Annotated in this window: 13 protein-coding genes; 8 read left to right on the forward strand and 5 right to left on the reverse strand. The window is 61.1% G+C overall.

The window, feature by feature from the left end:
* Positions 1–56: 56 nt before the first annotated feature.
* Positions 57–896, reverse strand: a complete 840-nt coding sequence (locus tag ACILSQ_RS16805; RefSeq protein ID WP_395744812.1) for a nucleotidyltransferase family protein — start codon at positions 894–896, stop codon at positions 57–59.
* Between the two features lie 112 nt (positions 897–1,008).
* Here ACILSQ_RS16805 and ACILSQ_RS16810 point away from each other — a divergent pair, with 112 nt between their 5' ends.
* The 4 genes from ACILSQ_RS16810 to glgX all read left to right on the forward strand — a co-directional run bounded on the left by ACILSQ_RS16810 (position 1,009) and on the right by glgX (position 8,002).
* Complete coding sequence (locus ACILSQ_RS16810) at positions 1,009–1,764, forward strand: metallophosphoesterase (RefSeq protein WP_395744813.1); 756 nt, start codon at positions 1,009–1,011, stop codon at positions 1,762–1,764.
* Positions 1,765–1,861: 97 nt separating this feature from the next.
* Positions 1,862–3,751, forward strand: coding sequence for a malto-oligosyltrehalose trehalohydrolase (gene treZ, locus ACILSQ_RS16815; RefSeq protein WP_395744814.1), 1,890 nt, complete (start codon positions 1,862–1,864; stop codon positions 3,749–3,751).
* Positions 3,748–5,799, forward strand: a complete 2,052-nt coding sequence (locus ACILSQ_RS16820; protein WP_395744815.1) for an amylo-alpha-1,6-glucosidase — start codon at positions 3,748–3,750, stop codon at positions 5,797–5,799. The genes treZ and ACILSQ_RS16820 overlap by 4 nt, the downstream gene beginning before the upstream one ends.
* Positions 5,800–5,869: 70 nt before the next feature.
* Positions 5,870–8,002 carry a glycogen debranching protein GlgX gene (gene glgX, locus ACILSQ_RS16825; RefSeq protein ID WP_395744816.1) on the forward strand — a complete coding sequence of 711 codons (2,133 nt, stop codon included), beginning with the start codon at positions 5,870–5,872 and terminating at the stop codon, positions 8,000–8,002.
* A gap of 3 nt (positions 8,003–8,005) precedes the next feature.
* Here glgX and ACILSQ_RS16830 read toward each other — a convergent pair whose 3' ends face one another.
* A complete protein-coding gene (locus ACILSQ_RS16830) occupies positions 8,006–9,070 on the reverse strand; it encodes an alpha/beta hydrolase (protein ID WP_395744849.1) in 1,065 nt (354 codons plus the stop codon).
* An 893-nt stretch (positions 9,071–9,963) separates the two neighbouring features.
* On the opposite strand from ACILSQ_RS16830, the gene ACILSQ_RS16835 reads away from it, so the two are divergent.
* The 3 genes from ACILSQ_RS16835 to ACILSQ_RS16845 all read left to right on the forward strand — a co-directional run bounded on the left by ACILSQ_RS16835 (position 9,964) and on the right by ACILSQ_RS16845 (position 11,917).
* A complete protein-coding gene (locus ACILSQ_RS16835) occupies positions 9,964–11,073 on the forward strand; it encodes a response regulator (protein ID WP_395744817.1) in 1,110 nt (369 codons plus the stop codon).
* Between the two features lie 17 nt (positions 11,074–11,090).
* Positions 11,091–11,465, forward strand: a complete 375-nt coding sequence (locus tag ACILSQ_RS16840; protein WP_395744818.1) for a response regulator — start codon at positions 11,091–11,093, stop codon at positions 11,463–11,465.
* Positions 11,466–11,581: 116 nt separating this feature from the next.
* Positions 11,582–11,917 carry a hypothetical protein gene (locus tag ACILSQ_RS16845; RefSeq protein ID WP_395744819.1) on the forward strand — a complete coding sequence of 112 codons (336 nt, stop codon included), beginning with the start codon at positions 11,582–11,584 and terminating at the stop codon, positions 11,915–11,917.
* 96 nt (positions 11,918–12,013) lie between these two features.
* Here the strand turns inward: ACILSQ_RS16845 and ACILSQ_RS16850 are convergent, their stop codons facing one another.
* From ACILSQ_RS16850 to ACILSQ_RS16860, 3 genes are read right to left on the reverse strand one after another with little or no spacing between them, the layout of a single operon-like run.
* On the reverse strand, positions 12,014–12,280 hold the full coding sequence (locus ACILSQ_RS16850) for a DUF5985 family protein (protein ID WP_395744820.1): 267 nt from the start codon (positions 12,278–12,280) through the stop codon (positions 12,014–12,016).
* A gap of 2 nt (positions 12,281–12,282) precedes the next feature.
* Positions 12,283–12,540 (reverse strand): DUF5985 family protein, encoded by a 258-nt coding sequence (locus ACILSQ_RS16855; RefSeq protein ID WP_395744821.1) that lies wholly within the window; start codon positions 12,538–12,540, stop codon positions 12,283–12,285.
* Positions 12,540–12,773 carry a hypothetical protein gene (locus ACILSQ_RS16860; RefSeq protein ID WP_395744822.1) on the reverse strand — a complete coding sequence of 78 codons (234 nt, stop codon included), beginning with the start codon at positions 12,771–12,773 and terminating at the stop codon, positions 12,540–12,542. The genes ACILSQ_RS16855 and ACILSQ_RS16860 overlap by 1 nt, the downstream gene beginning before the upstream one ends.
* Positions 12,774–13,139: 366 nt before the next feature.
* Here ACILSQ_RS16860 and ACILSQ_RS16865 point away from each other — a divergent pair, with 366 nt between their 5' ends.
* Positions 13,140–20,216, forward strand: a complete 7,077-nt coding sequence (locus tag ACILSQ_RS16865; RefSeq protein WP_395744823.1) for a HAMP domain-containing protein — start codon at positions 13,140–13,142, stop codon at positions 20,214–20,216.
* The last annotated feature ends 10 nt before the right edge of the window (positions 20,217–20,226 follow it).

Consider the following 20,226-nt stretch of genomic DNA (forward strand, 5'->3'; position numbering starts at 1 on the left):
TGCGTGTCAGCCTGTGGGGCGCGGCACGAAGATTTCGATGCACGGGCCAGCGGGGCTCAGGGTTCCGGCACCTCTGTTCCGTGAGCGCCACGTTTGTCTCCGGCGTTTTCCTGCTCTCTGGCCGCCGCGGTCCATTGCAGAATTTCCTGCGGTTTCATCTCCACGCCTGGCCCGAGCCGCGCATCGGTGTAGCCGCCGAGCTCCACATCGTCCAGATACTGAAGACGCGAGAGCAGCGTGCCGCGGCAGAGCCGGCCCGCCTCAAACACATTCACGGACCTGAGCTGGGAGACCAGGCGCTCCAGGACCCACTGCGGCACGGATGCCCGCTCTCCAGGAAAGACATAGGTGAAGAGCACCAGATGACTCAGCAGCACCGGCCAGTCCGGGCCGAACCTGCGCAGCAGGCGCTCCCAGTTCATTTCTTTGCCGCAGCTCCGCAGCAGGTGCTGCACGTCCGCGCCGTCGAAACGTTCGCGCTCCATGATGTAGGCCTTCTGCCAGATCATCTCCTCGGCCGGGCAGACGAGCAGCGGCGAGCCGAGGATTTCCTCTTCACGGGCGAATTCGAACCATTCGTCATCCACATCGCAGAGGCCGTTGCCGGAGCGGAAGATGAGGTCGATGAAATGATCCTCCTGCCATACCTTGGCCAGCCAGTGGGAGAAGGTCAGCTCCACGCGGAACCCCGCCTTGCGCAGGACATCCAGAGTGACCTCCACATCCCGCGGACGTATGAGGAGATCGAAGTCCTTTGTGTCGCGCCGGATGCCGGTGTGCACACGCAGTGCAAACGCCCCGCCGACGAGAAAATTCAGCGATGCGGCACGCATCGCCGCGATGGCGGAACGGTAGAATTCATGTCCGCTGCCGGACGATGGAGCGAGAGGTTGCATTCATGGGCTATCGGCTGCCGGACGGATGGTGCGCGTCCTGTTTAAACGGCTTTTTGACAAGGCAGAAGCGGAGCCTGGAACGATTGCATCATAAACCACCACCTCCTTTTCTATGCGGATCGCCGCCACTGCAGACCTTCACTACGCCAAATCGTCCCAGGGCACTCTTCAGGCGCTCTTCGCCGACGCCTCGGCCGCGGCAGACGTGCTTCTGCTCTGCGGTGATCTGACCGACTACGGCGAAGTGGAGGAGGCGCGCATCCTGGCTCATGACATCAAGGCGCACCTCACCATCCCCGCGCTCGCCGTGCTGGGGAATCATGATTTCGAGTCCGGCCATGCGGACAAGGTGACAAAAATTCTGGCGGAGGCTGGAGTGACCATGCTCGACGGGGAAAGCGTGGAGATCAACGGGGTGGGATTTGCGGGGGTCTGCGGCTTTGGCGGGGGCTTTGGCTCCAGCATGCTCAGCGCCTGGGGAGAGCCGCTGATCAAATCGTTTGTGCAGGAGGCTGTGAATCATGCGATGCGGCTGGAGCGGGCTCTCGCGCGGCTGGAGACGGAGCAGCGGGTCGTGCTTCTGCACTACTCACCCCTTCGTGAAACCGTGGTCGGGGAGAATCCGGAAATCTTTCCCTTCATGGGATCCACCCGGCTCGAAGGGCCGCTGAACCGGCACCAAGTCACCGCCGCGTTTCATGGTCATGCGCATCATGGGACAGCCGCAGGCCACACGAGCGCCGGAGTGCCCGTGTATAATGTCTCGCTGCCCCTGCTCAAAAAGGCAAATCCCGCCCAGCCATGTTTCAGGCTGCTGGACCTGGGAGAAGGCCCGGCAACCGAGGGCCTGCCCGCACAAAAAGCATGATGGCTACGCTCACTCGTTTTGTCCGGCGCGATAGATTTTCAGGTGCCAGCCAATGCCAGCCGCCCTGGATCTTTTTCCCTCTCTTCCCCGCCTGATCATGACTGAGACCCCCGATCCATCACGCCGTCTGCCAGTGGGAGCTGAAGTGCAGCCCGGAGGCGGCGTACATTTCCGGACCTGGGCTCCGTCATCGCGGCAGGTCACGGTGCTTCTGGCCGAAAAGGAGGACATGAGCGGCGTGGCAGAGATCGCGCTGAGCCCCGAGGCCGGCGGTTACTGGTCGGGCTGGCATGCGGCTGCAAAGAGCGGCATGCATTACCGTTACAGGCTGGACAGCGGCGAGTTTCCTGACCCGGCTTCACGTTTCCAACCGCAAGGTCCGCATGGCCCATCTCAAATTGTCGATCCCGGCACGTTTGCGTGGACGGACGACCCATGGCAGGGAGTCTCCCGGGAGGGGCAGGTGCTCTATGAGATGCACATCGGCACCTTCACTCAGGAAGGCACATGGGAGGCCGCCACGGAGAAACTGCCCCATCTTGCGGACCTGGGAGTGACGTTGCTGGAGGTCATGCCCGTGGCGGATTTTCCGGGTCGTTTTGGCTGGGGCTATGACGGAGTGAACCTGTATGCGCCCACACGGCTGTACGGGCGTCCCGACGACTTCCGCCGTTTTGTCGATCGTGCCCATGAGCTCGGGCTCGGTGTGATCCTGGACGTGGTGTACAATCATTTCGGACCGGACGGCAACTTTCTCAAGGAGTTCTCCCCGCACTATTTCACCTCACGTTATTCCACAGACTGGGGCGAGCCGCCGAACTTCGATGACGAAGCCAGTGCTCCTGTGAGAGAGTTCATCACGGCAAACGGTGGCTATTGGATTGACGAATTCCACTGCGATGGTCTGCGCCTCGACGCAACGCAGAACATTTACGATGCCTCCAAGGAGCACGTGCTTGCCGCGATCACGCGCTGTGCGCATGCCTCGGCACGGGGGCGGGGCATCTACATCGTGGGTGAAAACGAGCCCCAGGAGGCACGTCTGATCCGCCCGCGCGCGCAGGGGGGCTATGGTCTGGACGCGCTCTGGAATGACGACTTTCATCACACCGCCATCGTGGCGATGACGGGGCGCAATGAAGCCTATTACACCGATTACAAGGGCTCGCCCCAGGAATTCATTTCATCGGCCAAATGGGGCTTCCTGTTTCAGGGGCAGCGCTACAAATGGCAGAAGGCGCGCCGCGGGACGCCCGGCTTTGATCTGACGCCGGGCAATTTTGTCAACTTCCTGCAGAACCATGACCAGATTGCCAATTCGCTGTGGGGACGGCGGGCGCATACGCTGACCAGCGCGGCAAAGCTGCGGGCGCTGACCGCCCTCCTGCTGCTGGGACCGAACACACCGATGCTGTTTCAAGGGGAGGAGTTTGCCGCATCGACTCCCTTCCTCTATTTTGCCGATCACAAGCCGGAGCTGGCGACCCTGGTGGCCAAAGGGCGTGAAGAGTTCCTGGCGCAGTTTCCCAGCATCGCTTCCGAAGATGTCGCGGCGCTCATTCCGAATCCTGAGCGCGAAGAGACCTTCCGCCGCTGCAAGCTCGACTTTGCTGACCGGGAAAAGAACGCGGAGGTGCTGCTGCTGCACCGAGACCTGCTGCGACTGCGCAAGGAAGACCCGCTGCTGGGAAATGCGCAGAGAGGCACCTATGATGGCGCGGTGCTGGGCGCTTCAGCTTTTGTGCTGCGCTTTTTCGGGCGTGATCAAAACGACCGCCTGCTTCTGGTAAACCTGGGCGCGCACCTTCATCTGGATCCCGCACCGGAGCCGCTGCTCGCTCCGCCTCTGGGCTGTGTGTGGGAGACCGCCTGGTCCAGTGAGGATCCGCGTTATGGCGGCGGAGGCACGCCGGCCATCGACACCGACGACAACTGGAATCTTCCCGCCGAATCCGCCGCACTGCTCACCCCCATCTCAGCATCATGAACTCCGAACTCATCCGCCGTATCGACGTTGCCCAGGCGCAGGCTGACAACGCCCGTGAAATCCTGCGCCGTGAATGGCTCATCACAAACGGCCTTGGCGGCTACGGCTCCGGCACCATTTCTGGCATGGTGACGCGCCGGTACCATGGCCTGCTGGTGGCGGCGCTGCCCGCGCCCTTTGGCCGCGTGGTCATGCTCAATCATCTGTCCGAGCATCTGCGTTTGAATGAAAACCGCTGTGTGCAGATCGGCGGGGAGGAATCTCATCAGGCGGGTGAAAACGGCGAGCGGGAGCACTATGTGCGCGAGTTCCGCCTCGAGCACGGCCTGCCGGTGTGGGTGTTTGAAGCCTGGGGATACACGATCGAAAAACGGCTGCTTCTCATTCACGGGCAGAACACCGTGCACGTCACCTACCGGCTGTTGTCCGGACAGGAGAGTGCCAAGCTGGAGCTGCGCCCCTCGGTACATTTCCGCCGTTACGAGCATGATGTGGCGGAGCCTTTCACCTCCGGTTATTCGCTGCTCATTCATGAGCGCCGCTATGAACTGGCCACCGCCGGACTGCCGTATTCGCTGCGTCTGTATGTCAGCGACGACAAGGCCTGCTTCAGGCACGAAGGCGGCCAGGTGCGCGAAATCGGCTACCAGACCGAGGCCGACCGCGGCTACCATTCGCGGGGCGTCTTGTGGACGCCGGGGGCGTTTGTGATTGATCTGCGTCCGGACCGTCCTGTGACTCTGGTGGCCTCCACGGAGGAGTGGGCGTCCATCCTGGCGATCGAGCCCCAGTCTGCTCTGTCTGCAGATCTGGCTCGGCGTCAACGTTTGGTGACGGCCACCACACCCGATCTACAAAGCGCGCCAGCTTCAGAGCTGGTGCTGGCTGCCGACCAGTTCATCATCACTCCGGCGGGCCGTATCGAGGACGCCGCGCGTGCGAAGGCCGCGGGCGACGAAGTGCGCACGGTCATCGCCGGCTACCATTGGTTTACCGACTGGGGCCGGGATACAATGATCAGTCTCGAAGGCCTGACCCTCACGACGGGCCGTCATCACGAGGCGGCGTGGATTCTGCGCACCTTCGCGTATTACATCCGCGACGGGCTGATCCCAAACTACTTTCCCGACGGCGAGCGGGAGGGCGTCTATCATACGGCGGATGCCACGCTGTGGTTCTTCCATGCGCTGGACCGTTATGTGAGCGTGACGAAGGACCGCGGCACGCTGCAACTGCTGCTGCCGAAGCTGGTGGACATCATTGATCACCACCTGCGGGGTACGCGTTTCGGCATCGGCGTGGATAACGCTGATGGTCTGCTGCGTCAGGGCGCGGAGGGCTATCAGCTCACGTGGATGGATGCGAAGGTGGACGGCTGGGTCGTGACGCCGCGCCGTGGCAAAGCAGTGGAGATCAACGCCCTGTGGTACAATGCACTGTGCCTCCTGGCGGAGTGGCTGCGCACGGAGAAGAACCAGGAAACAGCCGCGCCCTATGAGGAGCACGCACGGCGGGCCCGTGAGTCCTTCAACCGCAGGTTCTGGTGTGAAGAGCGCGGGTGTCTTTTCGATGTGGTGGATGGAGAGCACGGAGATGATCCCGCGATCCGTCCGAATCAGATCTTCAGCTTCTCTCTGCGGAATCCGGTGCTTGATGAGGCCCGATGGCCGGCGGTTTTGGAAAAAGTGCGGTCCGAACTCCTCACGCCTGTCGGGCTGCGCTCCCTTTCGCGGGGTCATCCCGATTACAAGGCGCGTTATTTCGGCGATCTGCGCGCACGCGACGCAGCCTACCACCAGGGTACCGTATGGGCATGGCTCATCGGACCCTTCATCGATGCCTGGCTCAAAGTGCATCCGGAGGACAAGGCTGGGGCGCGGCGGCTTCTCGGCGGGCTCATCAAGCACCTCGACGAAGGCTGTGTCGGCTCGATCAGCGAAGTCTTTGATGCCGAAGAGCCTTACACGCAGCGCGCCTGCATCGCCCAGGCGTGGAGTGTTGCGGAGGTGCTGCGCTGCTGGGCCAAGACGGAGGAGCCGGGGAAATGATTGGGACGGTGCTTACATCCGCTCCGCGGCTGGTCTGCGATCCTGAGGCGAGTTTTTCGCATCCGACCACATGAATTCGTTTCGACTTAGGCAGGGCCATTCTTATCCCCTCGGGGCAACTTGGGATGGCAAGGGCACCAATTTTGCACTTTTCAGCGAGCATGCCGAGAAGGTGGAGCTCTGCCTCTTTGATCCGCAGCAGCCTGAGAGAGAAATCGCGCGGCGGAGGCTGGCGGAAAAGACGGATCACGTCTTTCATGGCTACCTGCTCGGAGCAAAGCCCGGGACGCCGTATGGATACCGGGTGCATGGCCCTTGGAAACCAGAGGAGGGCCATCGTTTCAATCCGCGCAAGCTGCTGCTGGATCCGTATGCCAAAGCGATCACGGGAGGCTTCAAGTGGAAGGACGAGATGTACGGCTACCGGATCGGTGGCAATGAGGACTTTGATCTGGACACACGGGATAATGCCGGGCTGACGCCGCGCTGCGTGGTGGTCGATGACAAGTTTGACTGGACGGGAGACCAGCGCATCGACCGGCCGATGGCGGAAACGGTCATCTATGAAGTTCATGTGAAGGGCTTTTCAAAGCTATGGGCATCGATGCCGAAGAAGCTGCGGGGCACCTACGCGGGCCTCGGCTCGCGCATGGCGATTGCGTATTTCAAACAGCTCGGCGTGACCGCGGTCGAACTTCAGCCGGTGCACCATTTTGTGAACGACCATTTCCTGGAGTCACGCGGGCTGACGAACTACTGGGGCTACTCCTCGATAGGCTACTTCGCGCCTGAGTCACGCTACTCCTCCAGTGGAACGGCCGGGGAGCAGGTGGTGGAATTCAAGCAGATGGTGAAGAACCTGCACGCGGCGGGAATCGAGGTGATCCTGGACGTGGTGTACAACCACACGGCGGAAGGCAACCACCTGGGCCCGACACTGTCGTTCAAGGGCATCGACAACCGCAGTTATTACCGCTGCGTGGCGGATTCGCCCCGGCACTACATGGATTACACAGGAACGGGCAACACCCTCAACATGCAGCACCCGCGTGTGCTGCAGTTGGTGATGGATTCACTGCGCTACTTTGCCACGGAGTGCCGGGTGGACGGCTTTCGCTTTGACCTTGCCTCCACACTCGCGCGCGGCCTGCATGAAGTGGACAAGCTGGGCGGCTTTTTTGACATCATTCACCAGGATCCGGTGCTGCAGCGGGTGAAACTCATCGCTGAACCCTGGGATGTGGGAGAAGGCGGATACCAGGTGGGAAACTTCCCGGTGGGGTGGGCCGAATGGAACGGCAAGTACCGGGACTGTGTGCGTGCCTACTGGAAAGGCGACGACTCCCAGGTCGCAGAACTCGCCGCGCGTCTGACGGGATCCAGCGACCTCTATCAGGACGACGGCCGGAGGCCTTACGCGAGCATCAACTACGTGACTGCTCACGACGGTTACACACTGCATGACCTGGTGAGCTACAATGACAAGCACAACGAGGCCAACGGTGAGAACGGCAACGACGGGGACAACCTCAACCACTCGTGGAACTGTGGTGCGGAGGGCCCCACCGAGGATGCAGGCGTGAATGCGTTGCGCCGCCGGCAGAAGCGAAATTTCCTGACCACGCTCATGCTTTCACTGGGAGTGCCCATGATCTGCGGCGGGGATGAATACGGACGCACGCAGCAGGGGAACAACAATGCATACTGTCAAGACAATGAAATTAGCTGGCTGAGCTGGAAACGGACCGCGGAGGAGGATGCGCAGATGGAGTTCACCGCAAAGCTCATCGCCTTCCGTCGCCAGCACCCCATCTTTCGCAGGCCGAAGTTTTTCTACGGGCGCAAGGTGCGCGGCGTGGACGTGAAGGACATCATGTGGCTGAACCCGCTGGGGCAGGAGATGAACGATGATGAATGGAACACGCACTTTGTGAAGACCCTGGGCGTGCTGCTGTATGGTGATGTGCATGACGTGAGGGACTGGCACGGCATGCCTGTGCACGATGACACTTTCCTCATGCTGCTGAACGCCTCCCATCAGCAGGTGGACTTCACGCTGCCGAACTACGCGGTACAGCGCTGGGCGGTGGTGCTGGACACGGTGTCGGAAAAAGGCTTCCTGGACACGCCTGTCGAACACGATGCCGGAACCGTGCTGCCGCTGCCGGAGCGCTGTTTCGTACTGCTGCGCCGCGTCGCGTGAGGATTATTTTCCCGCGGGATAGCCCTGCCAAAGCCACTCCAGCGCCTCTGGAAGGAGCTGCGGCTTCGCAGGCCCGACGCCGTGGCCGGTATTGAGGCAATAGACATACTGGTAGTGGTAGCCTTTTTCCTTGAGGACTCTGGCCATGCGATTGTTCGCCTCCACCCAGTCGTGCATGCCGTCGCGCATCACATTGGGATTGAGGAGATCGCGGTCGCCCACGGCCATCCAGATGCGCAGGGGCTTCACAGGGCTTTCAGGTATGATCTTGCTGTGGAAGCCCCAGGCGCCGTCCGGAGTTTCTGGATTGAAGGGCCACTGCTGATTCACAAAGGTTCCGGAGAAGGTGAGCACGCGGTGATACAGGTCCGGATGGTACCAGGCCATGGCCAGGGCGGCGGAGCCTCCGGAGCTGTTGCCCATGGTGGCGCGGCCTTTCGGGTCCTTGGTGAGTTTCACCCCGCAGTTCTTTTCGACCAGGGGCAGGACTTCGTTTTCGATGAACTCGGCGTAGAGCCCTGACATCGTGTCGTATTCGCGGCCGCGTTCGTGGCCCTGCGCGTCGCCGCCGCCGCTGGAAATCATGATGGCGATCATGGCGGGCACACGCTTCTGGGCGATGAGGTTGTCGAGGATGTGCGCCAGGTTCATGTCTGGCCTGCCCATTCCGGGCCCGTCATGAGTAACGATGAAGGGGGCTGCGCTTCCCGCCACATACTGCGCGGGGAGATAGACAGTGACCGTGCGTTTGTAGTCAACGGGGTGGGTTTCGACGATCAGCGTTTTGGGATTCTTGGGATCGACGATGCCAAACACGTCGCGCGCGATGCCGGGATTGAAGAGCTTGCAGTCTTTGGAGTCGATCTGGAACTGCTGAACCTTTCCTTGCGGGACACCCGCCACGACTTTGGTCTCTGGAGCGGGCGTGTAGTCGGGGCCGACAACGAAGTCACCTTCGGCTGCGACGGGCGGCACTGCGCCAGGTTTGCCATCCAGCCGCGTGAATTTCGGCGCGCCCGGTGCATCGAGCGGACGCGTGGGCGGCTGGGCACGCTCGGGCTTCTTCATCTCCACCACGTCCACCACATTGAGCTGGATGAACTGGCCGTTGTACGGCTGCGGGGCAGGGGGGACGTCTGGCACCACGAGCTTGGCGAAGTTGGTGATCATGTGGCCGTTCTGGCCGTCGCCGTGGAAGGAAAGGGTGGCGCCGCCGTCGATCTCAACCGTGGCGGTGTAGTCGATCGTGAAGATGCGGTGGCCGACCTTGTCGTCCCGATTGAAGAAGAAGTGGGAGGAAGGGGAGGAAATGCTGAGCTGGTAGATGTTGTAGGTGGCGTTGTTGGGTGTCCCGCCGACGTAGAAGCGTTCACCCACCTGCCGGCCGTCCTTGTACATCATCGGCTCCACCACGCCGCGAACGCGCAGCGTGACCCGGTAGCGCTTGCCGGGATCGCCGCCGAATTTCTTCACGTCGGTGAACTTGTCATTGGTGGCGGGGTCGCTGGTCATGCGCGCGGAGATGCCGTCCGCGCCGGGTTTCGGATTTTCCGGCATGGGGTCCTTGCAGGGAAACTCATAGCGGTAGCCGTCGATGGCGGCGGCGGTTTTCTTCAGGTCGGCATCGGCCCATGACGATGTGGCAGACAGGGCATGGAAGGACAGGAAGGCGAGGAGGCAGAGACGGTTCATGGTGGGAGGCGGGGTGCGGCGGCGAGTATGAAGCAGGCTGCGGCAGGGAGTCGAGGATTTGATGCATTTTTCCGCATGAGCCATCTTCCTAGCTTAGGATGGGCAATGGAGGTGCGGGGTCCTTCCTGCATGCCGCAATCAGGGAAACCCTGTACATTTCGTTCTTGTATTCAAAGTAGCCTCGGTTTCATCTTTGTTCATAGTTAAAGGAGCTGCCTTCAAAAGTGAAAAAATCCGAGCCTGCTTTTGTTTCCTCAGTACCGCATCACATGACCACCCCGCCCACCGAAACCATCCTCATTGTGGACGACCAGGAGGAGAATCTACGCAGTGTGGGCAATGTGCTGACCATGATGCGCTACGAGGTCATGCTGGCCAGCAATGCGGAGGAAGCCTTCCAGCAGCTCTTCAAGCGAACCCCGGATCTCATTCTGCTGGATGTGATGATGCCGGAAACCGACGGGCTGGCGGTCTGCCGTCGTATCAAAACCAACATCCAATGGGCGGACATTCCGGTGATTTTCCTTTCGGCTGACGATGACAAGAACATCGTTGTACAGGCCCTCGAAACAGGCGGGGTGGACTATGTGACCAAGCCTTTCAACCGCGCGGAGCTGGTCTCCCGCGTGCGCACCCAGCTCGCGCTCAAGCAGGCCCGGGACCGCCTGCACGCGCTGGCGGAAGACAAGGATGAGATTCTGGGCATTCTGGCGCACGACCTCAAAAACAGCCTGGCCGGGATGAAGCTCAGCGCCGGGCTGCTGCAGAGCCGCAAGACGGAGATGCCGCCGCGCTGCGTGCCCCTGGTGGAGAACATCATGAGCGCCACCGAGCGCATGCTGGCCTTCATGCAGGAGTTCCTGGCGAACCAACGTGCCGAGCAGATTCAAATCAAGCATGTGACGGTGGACCTGGCCAATGTGGCGGCGCAGGTGGCCGCCAGTCATCAGCCGGCGGCGCATGCCAAGACGATCACTCTGACCACGCACATTCCCAAGGTGCCGGTGCTGGTGGAGGCGGATCCCGAAGGGGTGATGCAGGCTCTGGAAAACCTGGTGTCCAATGCAATCAAATTTTCCTCTGAAGGCGGTGAGGTGACCGTCACCGTGCACCGGCCCATGGGGGGAATGGCGAAATGCCATGTGAGCGACACAGGCCCCGGCTTCACCGCGGAAGACCGGACAAAACTATTCCGGCGCTACGGGCGTCTGAGCGCCCAGCCGACAGGCGATGAACCCTCCACGGGGCTGGGCCTGTCCATTGTGAAGCGTTTGATCGATGCCATGGGTGGCAGCATCACGCTCGCGGAAGGCACCGCTGCAGGCGCTGAATTCATCATTGCCCTGCCCGTGCCCAATTCCAAACCCTCATCCGACTGAGAGGAGGCTGCAAAGACATGAACATTCTAATCATCGACGATGAAAAAATCATCCGCGAAGCTGTCAGCCAGCTGGTGGAAGACGCAGGCCATGGCGCGGTCAGCGCAGGCCGGGGCGCAGCCGCGCTCATAGCCATGAAGCGAACCCCCTTTGACCTCGTCCTGCTGGACATCAATCTGGGCCGTGAGAGCGGATTTGATCTCCTGGGGAAGATTCAGCAGTCGCATCCGAAAATACCGGTGGTTATTTTTACCTCCGCTGCGACCCTGCCGATCGAGGAGGAGGCCATCCGGCGCGGTGCGCTGGACTTTTGGGAGAAGCCCTTTGCTCCGGAGCAGCTGCACCAGATGCTCGTCCGCGTGGAAACCACCCCTCCGGCCCTGCGCTTGTGAGTGAATGGAGCTTGAGTCGGGCCCGCTGACAGGCCCGGCATCCTGCGTCATTTGGCAAGACCAGCACGCCACTGCGGGACGATTCATGGGTGTAACACACACCTATTCCAAATCCCATGAGAACTTCATTTTTTGCCCCCGCAACCCTCACTGCGGAAACACTCAAGAAAGATGTCCGCACCCTGGCTGACGACACAATGAAGGTGGCCCGCCAGCAGGTGGTGGAACCCACGCTGGAAGCCGCCCGCCGCGCCAGCGCCTATGCCCGCGATGCCGTGCAGGAAACCCGGCAGCGTCTGGCAAAGCAGGTCACGCAGGCGGAGCGCTATGCAGCGGCTCAATATGACCAGACGGCCCGCTGGGTGGTGACTCATCCTCTGAAGTCGGTCGGTATCGCCCTGGTGATCGGCATGGCTCTCTCCAGCCTGTTTGGTCATTCATCCAAGCGCTAGCGGCCTTCGACAAACCTCATTCATCCCCGATGGATCCTGCCTGGGAAACGGGCAGGATCTTTTCGTCTTCCTATGACAGTACGCACGGATTTTCTTTTATGAACGCCGGTTTTTGTCCACGATGGCGATGATAATGAGGACAAAGGCGACCAGACGGATCATGTAAACATAGGGGGTCCATTCAGTCTCCGCGGTTTCCACCGCCATGACGGCGCGGACGACGCGCTCGATCATCAGAAACACAAAGGCGCCTGCAAAAAACAGAAAGAGACGGTCGCCGGTGCGCTTCCAAAAACGCAGGAAGAAGAGGGAGATGACAATCAGGCTGATGGTGGCGGCGCCAGCAAGGAATTGGTTGAGCATGGCTAGTCGGATTCAAAGATAAGGCCGTAGATGAGCACCAGCAGGGCGATCTGGGAGACGCCGCTGCGCCAGGGGAGAATGTAAACTTCCGGGAGAAGCACGAGGTCGAGGATGAGCAGTCCGTTTGAGACCGCCATGATGGCAAAACACAGAGCGCTCCAGTACAAGAGGCGCTGACGACTGCGCCGATAACCACGCCACAGCAGGACCGCTGCTCCGAGGCAGGTGAGGGCGCAGAGAAGATAGATGATCGGGCCCATTACGAGTGTGATTCGGGGTTTTTGATTTTGAATGCGTCAGCAAAACTTTGCGCCGCATGAGTGTCGCGCCGGTAAATGGCTTCGATGACACGGACCGGAGAAATACGGTAGATTTCCGCCAGCATATCGATTTGGGACCGCAGGCCTGCATCCGAGCAGCAGCGGTAGCCGACAGGATCGGTGGCCTTTTCCAGGAGTCCCTGGCCTGCCAGTTCATTCAGCCAGCGCTCCACGGAGGAGGGGGTGCTCAGAATAGCATCATAGACCTCCCTGGCGGACCACAGCGTGCCGGGCTTCCGACTGAGGAGCAGCAGAATCTCCAACTGTTCGATTGAACGAACGTGGCGGGAGAGAAAGTCTCGTATGGAAGATGAAAATTCCGGAGGCGGCACGGATTCAGCATAGGACATTGGTTCTCATCAGCCAACTGATTGAGAATAAATCAGGGATACCCTGATCAAATTATGACTGACAGTCGAAGCCTAATACGGCCTGATAGTAGCCTGGGACAGCCATCCATTTAAACTCTCACCGCCATGGCCAAAACGAAGACTCTTTCCGCCTCCGCCTCTCGGGTATCAGTTGCCACTCCCAAACGGATGCCGCCTTCATCCAACGGGACGGGTGCGAATGGTGAATCCTGGGAGCTGGAATTCCTGGCCGCGATGCTCGCATTCCGAAAAGGCGACTTCACGATGCGGCTTCCTGAGGGCTGGACCGGTGTGCGCGGCAAGATTGCCGATGCGTTCAACGACGTGCTGAGCATGAGCGAGCGCCGCGCGCATGAGGCCGCGTGGGTCTCGCGCGTGGTGGGCAAGGAGGGGCGCCTCCGCCAGCGCATGGCCGTCACCGGCATGATCGGCGGCTGGGCGGATGAGGTGCAGGCGCTCAACACGCTGATGGATGACCTGGTGCGACCCACCACGGAGGTGACGCGCGCGATCGGTGCTGTGGCGAAAGGCGACCTGGGCCAGGCGATGGCCATCGAAGTGGACGGCCGGCCTCTGGAGGGCGAATTCCTCCACTCCGCCAAGCTGGTGAACCGCATGATCGACCAGCTCTCCGTGTTCACCTCCGAAGTGACGCGCGTGGCGCGTGAAGTGGGCACGGAAGGCAAGCTGGGCGGCCAGGCCCAGGTGAAGGGAGTGTCCGGTGTGTGGAAGGACCTGACCGAATCCGTGAACCAGATGGCGGGCAACCTCACGGCACAGGTGCGAAACATCGTGGACGTGACCATTGCGGTGGCTGCGGGCGACTTGTCCAAGAAGATCACGGTGGACGTGCGCGGTGAAATCTTGCAGCTCAAAGAAGCCATCAACACCATGGTGGATCAGCTCCGCTCCTTCGCCTCTGAAGTGACGCGCGTGGCGCGCGAAGTGGGAACGGAAGGCCGTCTCGGTGGTCAGGCCGTGGTGCCTGGTGTGGCGGGGACGTGGAAGGACTTGACCGACTCGGTGAACGCGATGGCCTCCAACCTCACGGCGCAGGTGCGCAACATCGCTGCCGTGACGACGGCCGTGGCGCGCGGCGACCTTTCCCGCAAGATCACGGTGGACGTGAAGGGTGAAATTCTCGAACTCAAGGAAACCATCAACACGATGGTGGACCAGCTCAATGCCTTCTCCTCCGAAGTGACGCGCGTGGCGCGTGAAGTGGGGACGGAAGGCAAGCTCGGCGGCCAGGCGGAAGTGTCTGGTGTGGCGGGAACGTGGAAGGACCTCACCGACTCCGTGAACTCGATGGCCTCCAACCTCACCGGCCAGGTGCGAAACATCGCGGACGTGACGACGGCGGTGGCGCGCGGTGACCTTTCCCGCAAGATCACGGTGGACGTGAAGGGGGAAATTCTGGAGCTGAAAAACACCATCAACACCATGGTGGACCGCCTCAACTCCTTCGCCTCTGAAGTGAGCCGCGTGGCGCGCGAAGTGGGTACCGAAGGGAAGCTCGGTGGTCAGGCGGAAGTGGGCGGCGTCGCCGGTACGTGGAAGGACTTGACCGACAACGTGAACTCCATGGCCTCCAACCTCACGGGCCAGGTGCGAAACATTGCCGATGTGGCCACGGCCATCGCGAAAGGAGACCTTTCCCGCAAGATCACGGTGGACGTGAAAGGGGAAATTTTGCAGCTCAAGGAAACCATGAACACGATGGTGGACCAGCTCAACGCCTTCGCCTCTGAAGTGAGCCGCGTGGCGCGCGAGGTGGGAACGGAAGGGAAGCTCGGCGGTCAGGCGCAGGTGCAGGGGGTGGCGGGAACGTGGAAGGACCTGACTGACAACGTGAACTTCATGGCGAACAACCTCACCGACCAGGTGCGAAACATCGCCGACGTGGCGACGGCCATCGCCAGCGGTGACTTGTCCCGTAAGATCACGGTGGACGTGAAGGGAGAAATTTTGGAGCTCAAAAACACTCTCAACACGATGGTGGACCGCCTCAACGCCTTCGCCTCTGAAGTGAGCCGCGTGGCGCGCGAGGTGGGGACCGAAGGCAAGCTCGGCGGCCAGGCGGAAGTGGGTGGCGTCGCGGGTACGTGGAAGGACTTGACCAACAACGTGAACTCCATGGCCTCCAACCTCACCGGCCAGGTGCGAAACATCGCGGAAGTGGCCACGGCCGTGGCGAATGGCGACTTGTCCAAGAAGATCACGGTGGACGTGAAGGGAGAAATCTTGGAGCTCAAAAACACGCTCAATACGATGGTGGACCAGCTCAACGGCTTCGCCTCGGAAGTGAGCCGCGTGGCGCGCGAGGTGGGTACGGAAGGCAAGCTCGGTGGTCAGGCCCAGGTGCGTGGTGTGGCCGGTACGTGGAAGGACCTTACTGATAACGTGAACTCGATGGCCTCCAACCTCACCGGCCAGGTGCGAAACATCGCTGACGTGGCCACGGCCATCGCGAAAGGAGACCTTTCCCGCAAGATCACGGTGGACGTGAAGGGGGAAATCTTGCAGCTCAAGGAAACCATGAACACGATGGTGGACCAGCTCAACGCCTTCGCCTCTGAAGTGAGCCGCGTGGCGCGCGAAGTGGGCACGGAAGGGAAGCTCGGCGGTCAGGCGCAGGTGCCCGGTGTGGCCGGCACGTGGAAGGACCTCACGGACAACGTGAACTCGATGGCAAACAGCCTCACGGCGCAGGTGCGAAACATCGCGGAAGTGACCACCGCCGTGGCCCGCGGTGACTTGTCCCGCAAGATCACGGTGGACGTGCAGGGGGAAATTCTCGAACTCAAAGACACCATCAACACCCTGGTGGACCAGCTCAACGCCTTTGCCTCGGAAGTGAGCCGCGTGGCACGTGAGGTGGGCACGGAAGGCAAGCTCGGAGGTCAGGCCCAGGTGTCCGGTGTGGCCGGAACGTGGAAGGACCTGACTGACAACGTGAACTCGATGGCCTCGAACCTCACCTCCCAGGTGCGCAACATCGCGGAAGTGACGATTGCCGTGGCCAATGGAGACTTGTCCAAGCAGATCACGGTGGACGTGCGCGGTGAAATTCTCGAACTCAAGGAAACCATCAACACGATGGTGGAGCAGCTCCGCTCCTTTGCCTCTGAAGTGACACGCGTGGCGCGCGAGGTGGGTACGGAAGGAAAGCTCGGTGGCCAGGCGCAGGTGCCGGGTGTGGCCGGCACGTGGAAAGGCCTCACGGACAACGTGAACTCCATGGCCTCCAACCTTACGGGACAGGTGCGAAACATTGCCGACGTGGCCACGGCCATTGCGAAAGGCGACTTGTCCCGTAAGATCACGGTGGACGTGAAGGGGGAAATTCTGGAGCTGAAAAACACCGTCAACACCATGGTGGACCAGCTCAATGGTTTCGCCTCTGAAGTGAGCCGCGTGGCGCGCGAGGTGGGTACGGAAGGTAAGCTTGGCGGTCAGGCCCAGGTGTCCGGTGTGGCCGGCACATGGAAAGACCTGACCGACAATGTGAACTCGATGGCCTCCAACCTCACCGGCCAGGTGCGAAATATCGCGGAAGTGACCATTGCCGTGGCCAATGGAGACTTGTCACGCAAGATCACGGTGGACGTGCGCGGTGAAATTTTGCAGCTCAAGGAAACCATCAACACGATGGTGGAGCAGCTCCGCTCCTTCGCTTCTGAAGTGACGCGCGTGGCGCGCGAAGTGGGTACGGAAGGCCGTCTCGGCGTGCAGGCCGTGGTGCCTGGTGTGGCCGGAACGTGGAAGGACCTGACCGACTCCGTGAACGCCATGGGTACCAACCTCACGGACCAGGTGCGAAACATCGCGGAAGTGACCACGGCCGTGGCCCGCGGTGACCTTTCCCGTAAAATCACGGTGGACGTGAAGGGGGAAATTCTGGAGCTGAAAAATACCATTAACACGATGGTGGACCAGCTCAACGCCTTCGCCGCGGAAGTGACGCGCGTGGCGCGTGAAGTGGGTACGGAAGGGAAGCTCGGCGGACAGGCCCAGGTGTCTGGTGTGGCCGGAACCTGGAAAGACCTCACCGACTCCGTGAACGTGATGGCCGCCAACCTGACTGACCAGGTGCGCGGCATCGTGAAAGTGGTGACGGCCGTGGCGAACGGCAACCTCCGCCAGCGCCTCACGGTGCAGGCGAAGGGTGAGGTGGCCGCTCTTGCGGAAACCATCAACAACATGACGGATACGCTGGCCACCTTCGCCGACCAGGTGACGAACGTGGCACGCGAAGTGGGCGTGGAAGGCCGCCTCGGCGGCCAGGCCAACGTGCCCGGTGCGGCCGGTACCTGGAAGGACCTTACGGGGAACGTGAACCTTCTCGCCGCGAATCTGACCACGCAGGTGCGCGCCATCGCCGAGGTGGCCACCGCTGTGACAAAAGGGGACCTCACACGTTCCATTCAGGTGGAGACGCGTGGTGAGGTGGCCGAACTTAAAGACAACATCAACACGATGATCGACAACCTCCGTGTGACCACGGAGCGAAACAAGGAGCAGGACTGGCTGAAGACGAACCTGGCCAAGTTCACCCGAATGCTGCAGGGCCAGCGCGACCTCTACACGGTGGGCCAGATGCTTCTCTCCGAACTCGCTCCGCTGGTGGACTCGCAGCAGGGGACTGTGTATCAGCTCACCTCAGGCGACGAAGAAAATCCGCGCCTGCAGCGCCTTGCCGCATACGCCAATGAAAAGGAGCTGCCCGAGCACATCGCCCTGGGAGACGGTCTCGTGGGCCAGTGCGCCCGGGAAAAACAGCGCGTGCTGCTGGTGGATGTGCCGGAGGATTACACGCCCATTCACTCCTCTCTCGGCAGCACACGTCCTGCCAATGTGGTGGTGCTGCCCGTGCTCTACGAAGGCCAGACCAAGGCGGTCATCGAACTGGCGGCCATGCACCCCTTCACAGACGGTCACCTCAACTTCCTCGAACAGCTCACCCAGTCCATCGGCGTGGTGCTGAACACGATCGAGGCGACGATGCGTACGGAAGGTCTTCTGCAGCAGAGCCAGCAGCTCACCGCAGAGCTGCAGGCCGGGCAAAAGGAACTCCAGCAGACCAACGAGGAGCTGGAGCAGAAAGCGCAGGAGCTTGCAGATCAGAACGCCGAAGTGGAGCGCAAGAACAAGGAGATCGAGCAGGCGCGCCGCGCGCTGGAGGAAAAGGCGGCCGAACTCGCGCTCACCTCGAAATACAAGTCCGAGTTCCTGGCAAACATGTCGCACGAGCTGCGCACGCCGCTCAACTCCATTCTCATTCTGGGGCAGCAGCTTGGCGAAAACTCCGGCGGCAACCTCAATCCCAAGCAGGTGGAGTTTGCCCGCAACATTCACTCCGCCGGTTCCGACCTGCTCAACCTCATCAATGACATTCTCGACCTGTCCAAGATCGAGTCCGGCACGGTGTCGGTGGATGCCGAGGAGATCAGCTTCCTTTCTCTGCGAGACTCCGTGGAGCGCAGCTTCCGCCACATTGCGGAAAGCAAGAACCTGCCCTTCATTCTGGACTTTGACAACGGCCTTCCCCCCGCTTTCACCAGTGACTCCAAGCGTCTGCAGCAGATCATCAAGAACCTGCTGTCCAACGCGTTCAAGTTCACCGCGGCAGGCCAGGTGAAAATGAATGTAAAGATCGCCTACGACGGCTGGAGCCCGGACCATCCGAGCCTGAACCGCGCAAACGCGGTGATCGCCATCGCCATCACGGACACGGGCATCGGCATTGCTCCCGAAAAGCAGCGTCTGATCTTCGAAGCCTTCCAGCAGGCGGATGCCGGCACCTCGCGCAAATACGGCGGCACTGGTCTGGGGCTAGCCATTTCGCGTGAGCTGGCCTCGCTGCTCGGCGGTGAAATCAGGCTGGCCAGCACGCCGAATGAAGGCAGCACCTTCACGCTCTACCTGCCGCTGGTTTACTTCGGCCCGGCATCTGCGACGACCAGTCCGGTCGGCATGAGCCGCAGCTCCCGGACTCCCTCCATTGCACTGCCGGTGGCCGCGGCGCGTGATGAGCATATCGAAGATGACCGCGCGACCGTGATGCCCGGAGATCTGGCGGCCCTCATCGTCGAAGACGATCCTCATTATGCGAGGGTGCTGCTCGGCCTGGCTCGCGACAAAGGTTTCAAAGGCCTGGTGGCGACACGCGGCCATGAGGCGCTTTCGCTCGCGCGGCAGTATCACCCCACGGCGATCACTTTGGACATCTTCCTCCCGGACATGCTGGGCTGGACGGTGCTGAACAACCTCAAGCTCGCGCCTGAGACACGACACATTCCGGTGCAAATCATCACGCTGGAAGAGGAGCGCAGCCATGGTCTTTCCCGCGGCGCCTTCTCCTATCTGGTAAAACCGGCGACAACGGAGGATCTGGAGAGCGCCTTTGACCGCATCAAGACCTTCGTCGCCCCGCGGACGAAGCATCTGCTCGTCGTCGAAGACAATGACACCGAGCGCATGAGCATCGTGGAGCTGCTGGGCCATGACGACATTGAGATCACCACGGTGGCCAGCGGGGAGGAGGCCTACCAGTCCCTGCTCGACCGTCACTTCGACTGCTGCGTGCTCGATCTCCGTCTGCCGGACATGAGCGGCTTTGACCTTCTGCAGCGCATCCATGAGGAGTCCAGCCTTCGCGACATTCCGGTGGTGGTGTTTACCGGCAAGGACCTGTCCGCCGAGGAAGAGACGCGGCTGCGCACCATGGCGAAAAGCATTGTGCTCAAGGATGTGCAGTCGCCCGAACGGCTGCTGGATGAGACGGCGCTCTTCCTCCACCGTGTGATGTCGGACCTGCCTGAAGGCAAGCAGCAGATGCTGCAGCGCCTGCACAGCACCAATGAGGTGCTGCGCGGCCGGAAGGTGTTGATCGTGGACGATGATGCGCGCAACATCTTCGCCCTCTCCACCGTACTGGAGAACCAGGAGATGGAGATTCTCAGCGCCACCAACGGACGTCAGGCCATCGAGCTGATTCGATCCAGCCCCGACCTGGCGATGGTGCTGATGGACATCATGATGCCGGAAATGGACGGCTATGAAACCATGCGCGAAATTCGCAAGCAGCCTGAATTTCGGCACCTGCCGATTCTTGCGCTGACCGCCAAGGCGATGAAGGGTGACCGGGAGAAATGCCTGGAGGCAGGGGCGAGCGATTATATTGCCAAACCCGTGAACACCGACCAGCTTCTCTCCCTGCTTCGAGTCTGGCTGCATCGCTGATCACCACCTA

Source organism: Prosthecobacter sp., assembly GCF_044227185.1.
Classification (GTDB): domain Bacteria; phylum Verrucomicrobiota; class Verrucomicrobiia; order Verrucomicrobiales; family Verrucomicrobiaceae; genus Prosthecobacter.

Excerpts from the sequence above, each read along its gene's own strand:
- ACILSQ_RS16830 (WP_395744849.1), bottom strand. The coding sequence starts at position 9,070 with ATGAAGAAGCCCGAGCGTGCCCAGCCGCCCACGCGTCCGCTCGATGCA.
- ACILSQ_RS16835 (WP_395744817.1), top strand. The coding sequence starts at position 9,964 with ATGACCACCCCGCCCACCGAAACCATCCTCATTGTGGACGACCAGGAG.
- ACILSQ_RS16805 (WP_395744812.1), bottom strand. The coding sequence starts at position 896 with ATGCAACCTCTCGCTCCATCGTCCGGCAGCGGACATGAATTCTACCGT.
- ACILSQ_RS16855 (WP_395744821.1), bottom strand. The coding sequence starts at position 12,540 with ATGGGCCCGATCATCTATCTTCTCTGCGCCCTCACCTGCCTCGGAGCA.
- ACILSQ_RS16850 (WP_395744820.1), bottom strand. The coding sequence starts at position 12,280 with ATGCTCAACCAATTCCTTGCTGGCGCCGCCACCATCAGCCTGATTGTC.
- ACILSQ_RS16845 (WP_395744819.1), top strand. The coding sequence starts at position 11,582 with ATGAGAACTTCATTTTTTGCCCCCGCAACCCTCACTGCGGAAACACTC.
- treZ (WP_395744814.1), top strand. The coding sequence starts at position 1,862 with ATGACTGAGACCCCCGATCCATCACGCCGTCTGCCAGTGGGAGCTGAA.
- ACILSQ_RS16865 (WP_395744823.1), top strand. The coding sequence starts at position 13,140 with ATGCCGCCTTCATCCAACGGGACGGGTGCGAATGGTGAATCCTGGGAG.
- ACILSQ_RS16810 (WP_395744813.1), top strand. The coding sequence starts at position 1,009 with ATGCGGATCGCCGCCACTGCAGACCTTCACTACGCCAAATCGTCCCAG.
- glgX (WP_395744816.1), top strand. The coding sequence starts at position 5,870 with ATGAATTCGTTTCGACTTAGGCAGGGCCATTCTTATCCCCTCGGGGCA.
- ACILSQ_RS16820 (WP_395744815.1), top strand. The coding sequence starts at position 3,748 with ATGAACTCCGAACTCATCCGCCGTATCGACGTTGCCCAGGCGCAGGCT.
- ACILSQ_RS16840 (WP_395744818.1), top strand. The coding sequence starts at position 11,091 with ATGAACATTCTAATCATCGACGATGAAAAAATCATCCGCGAAGCTGTC.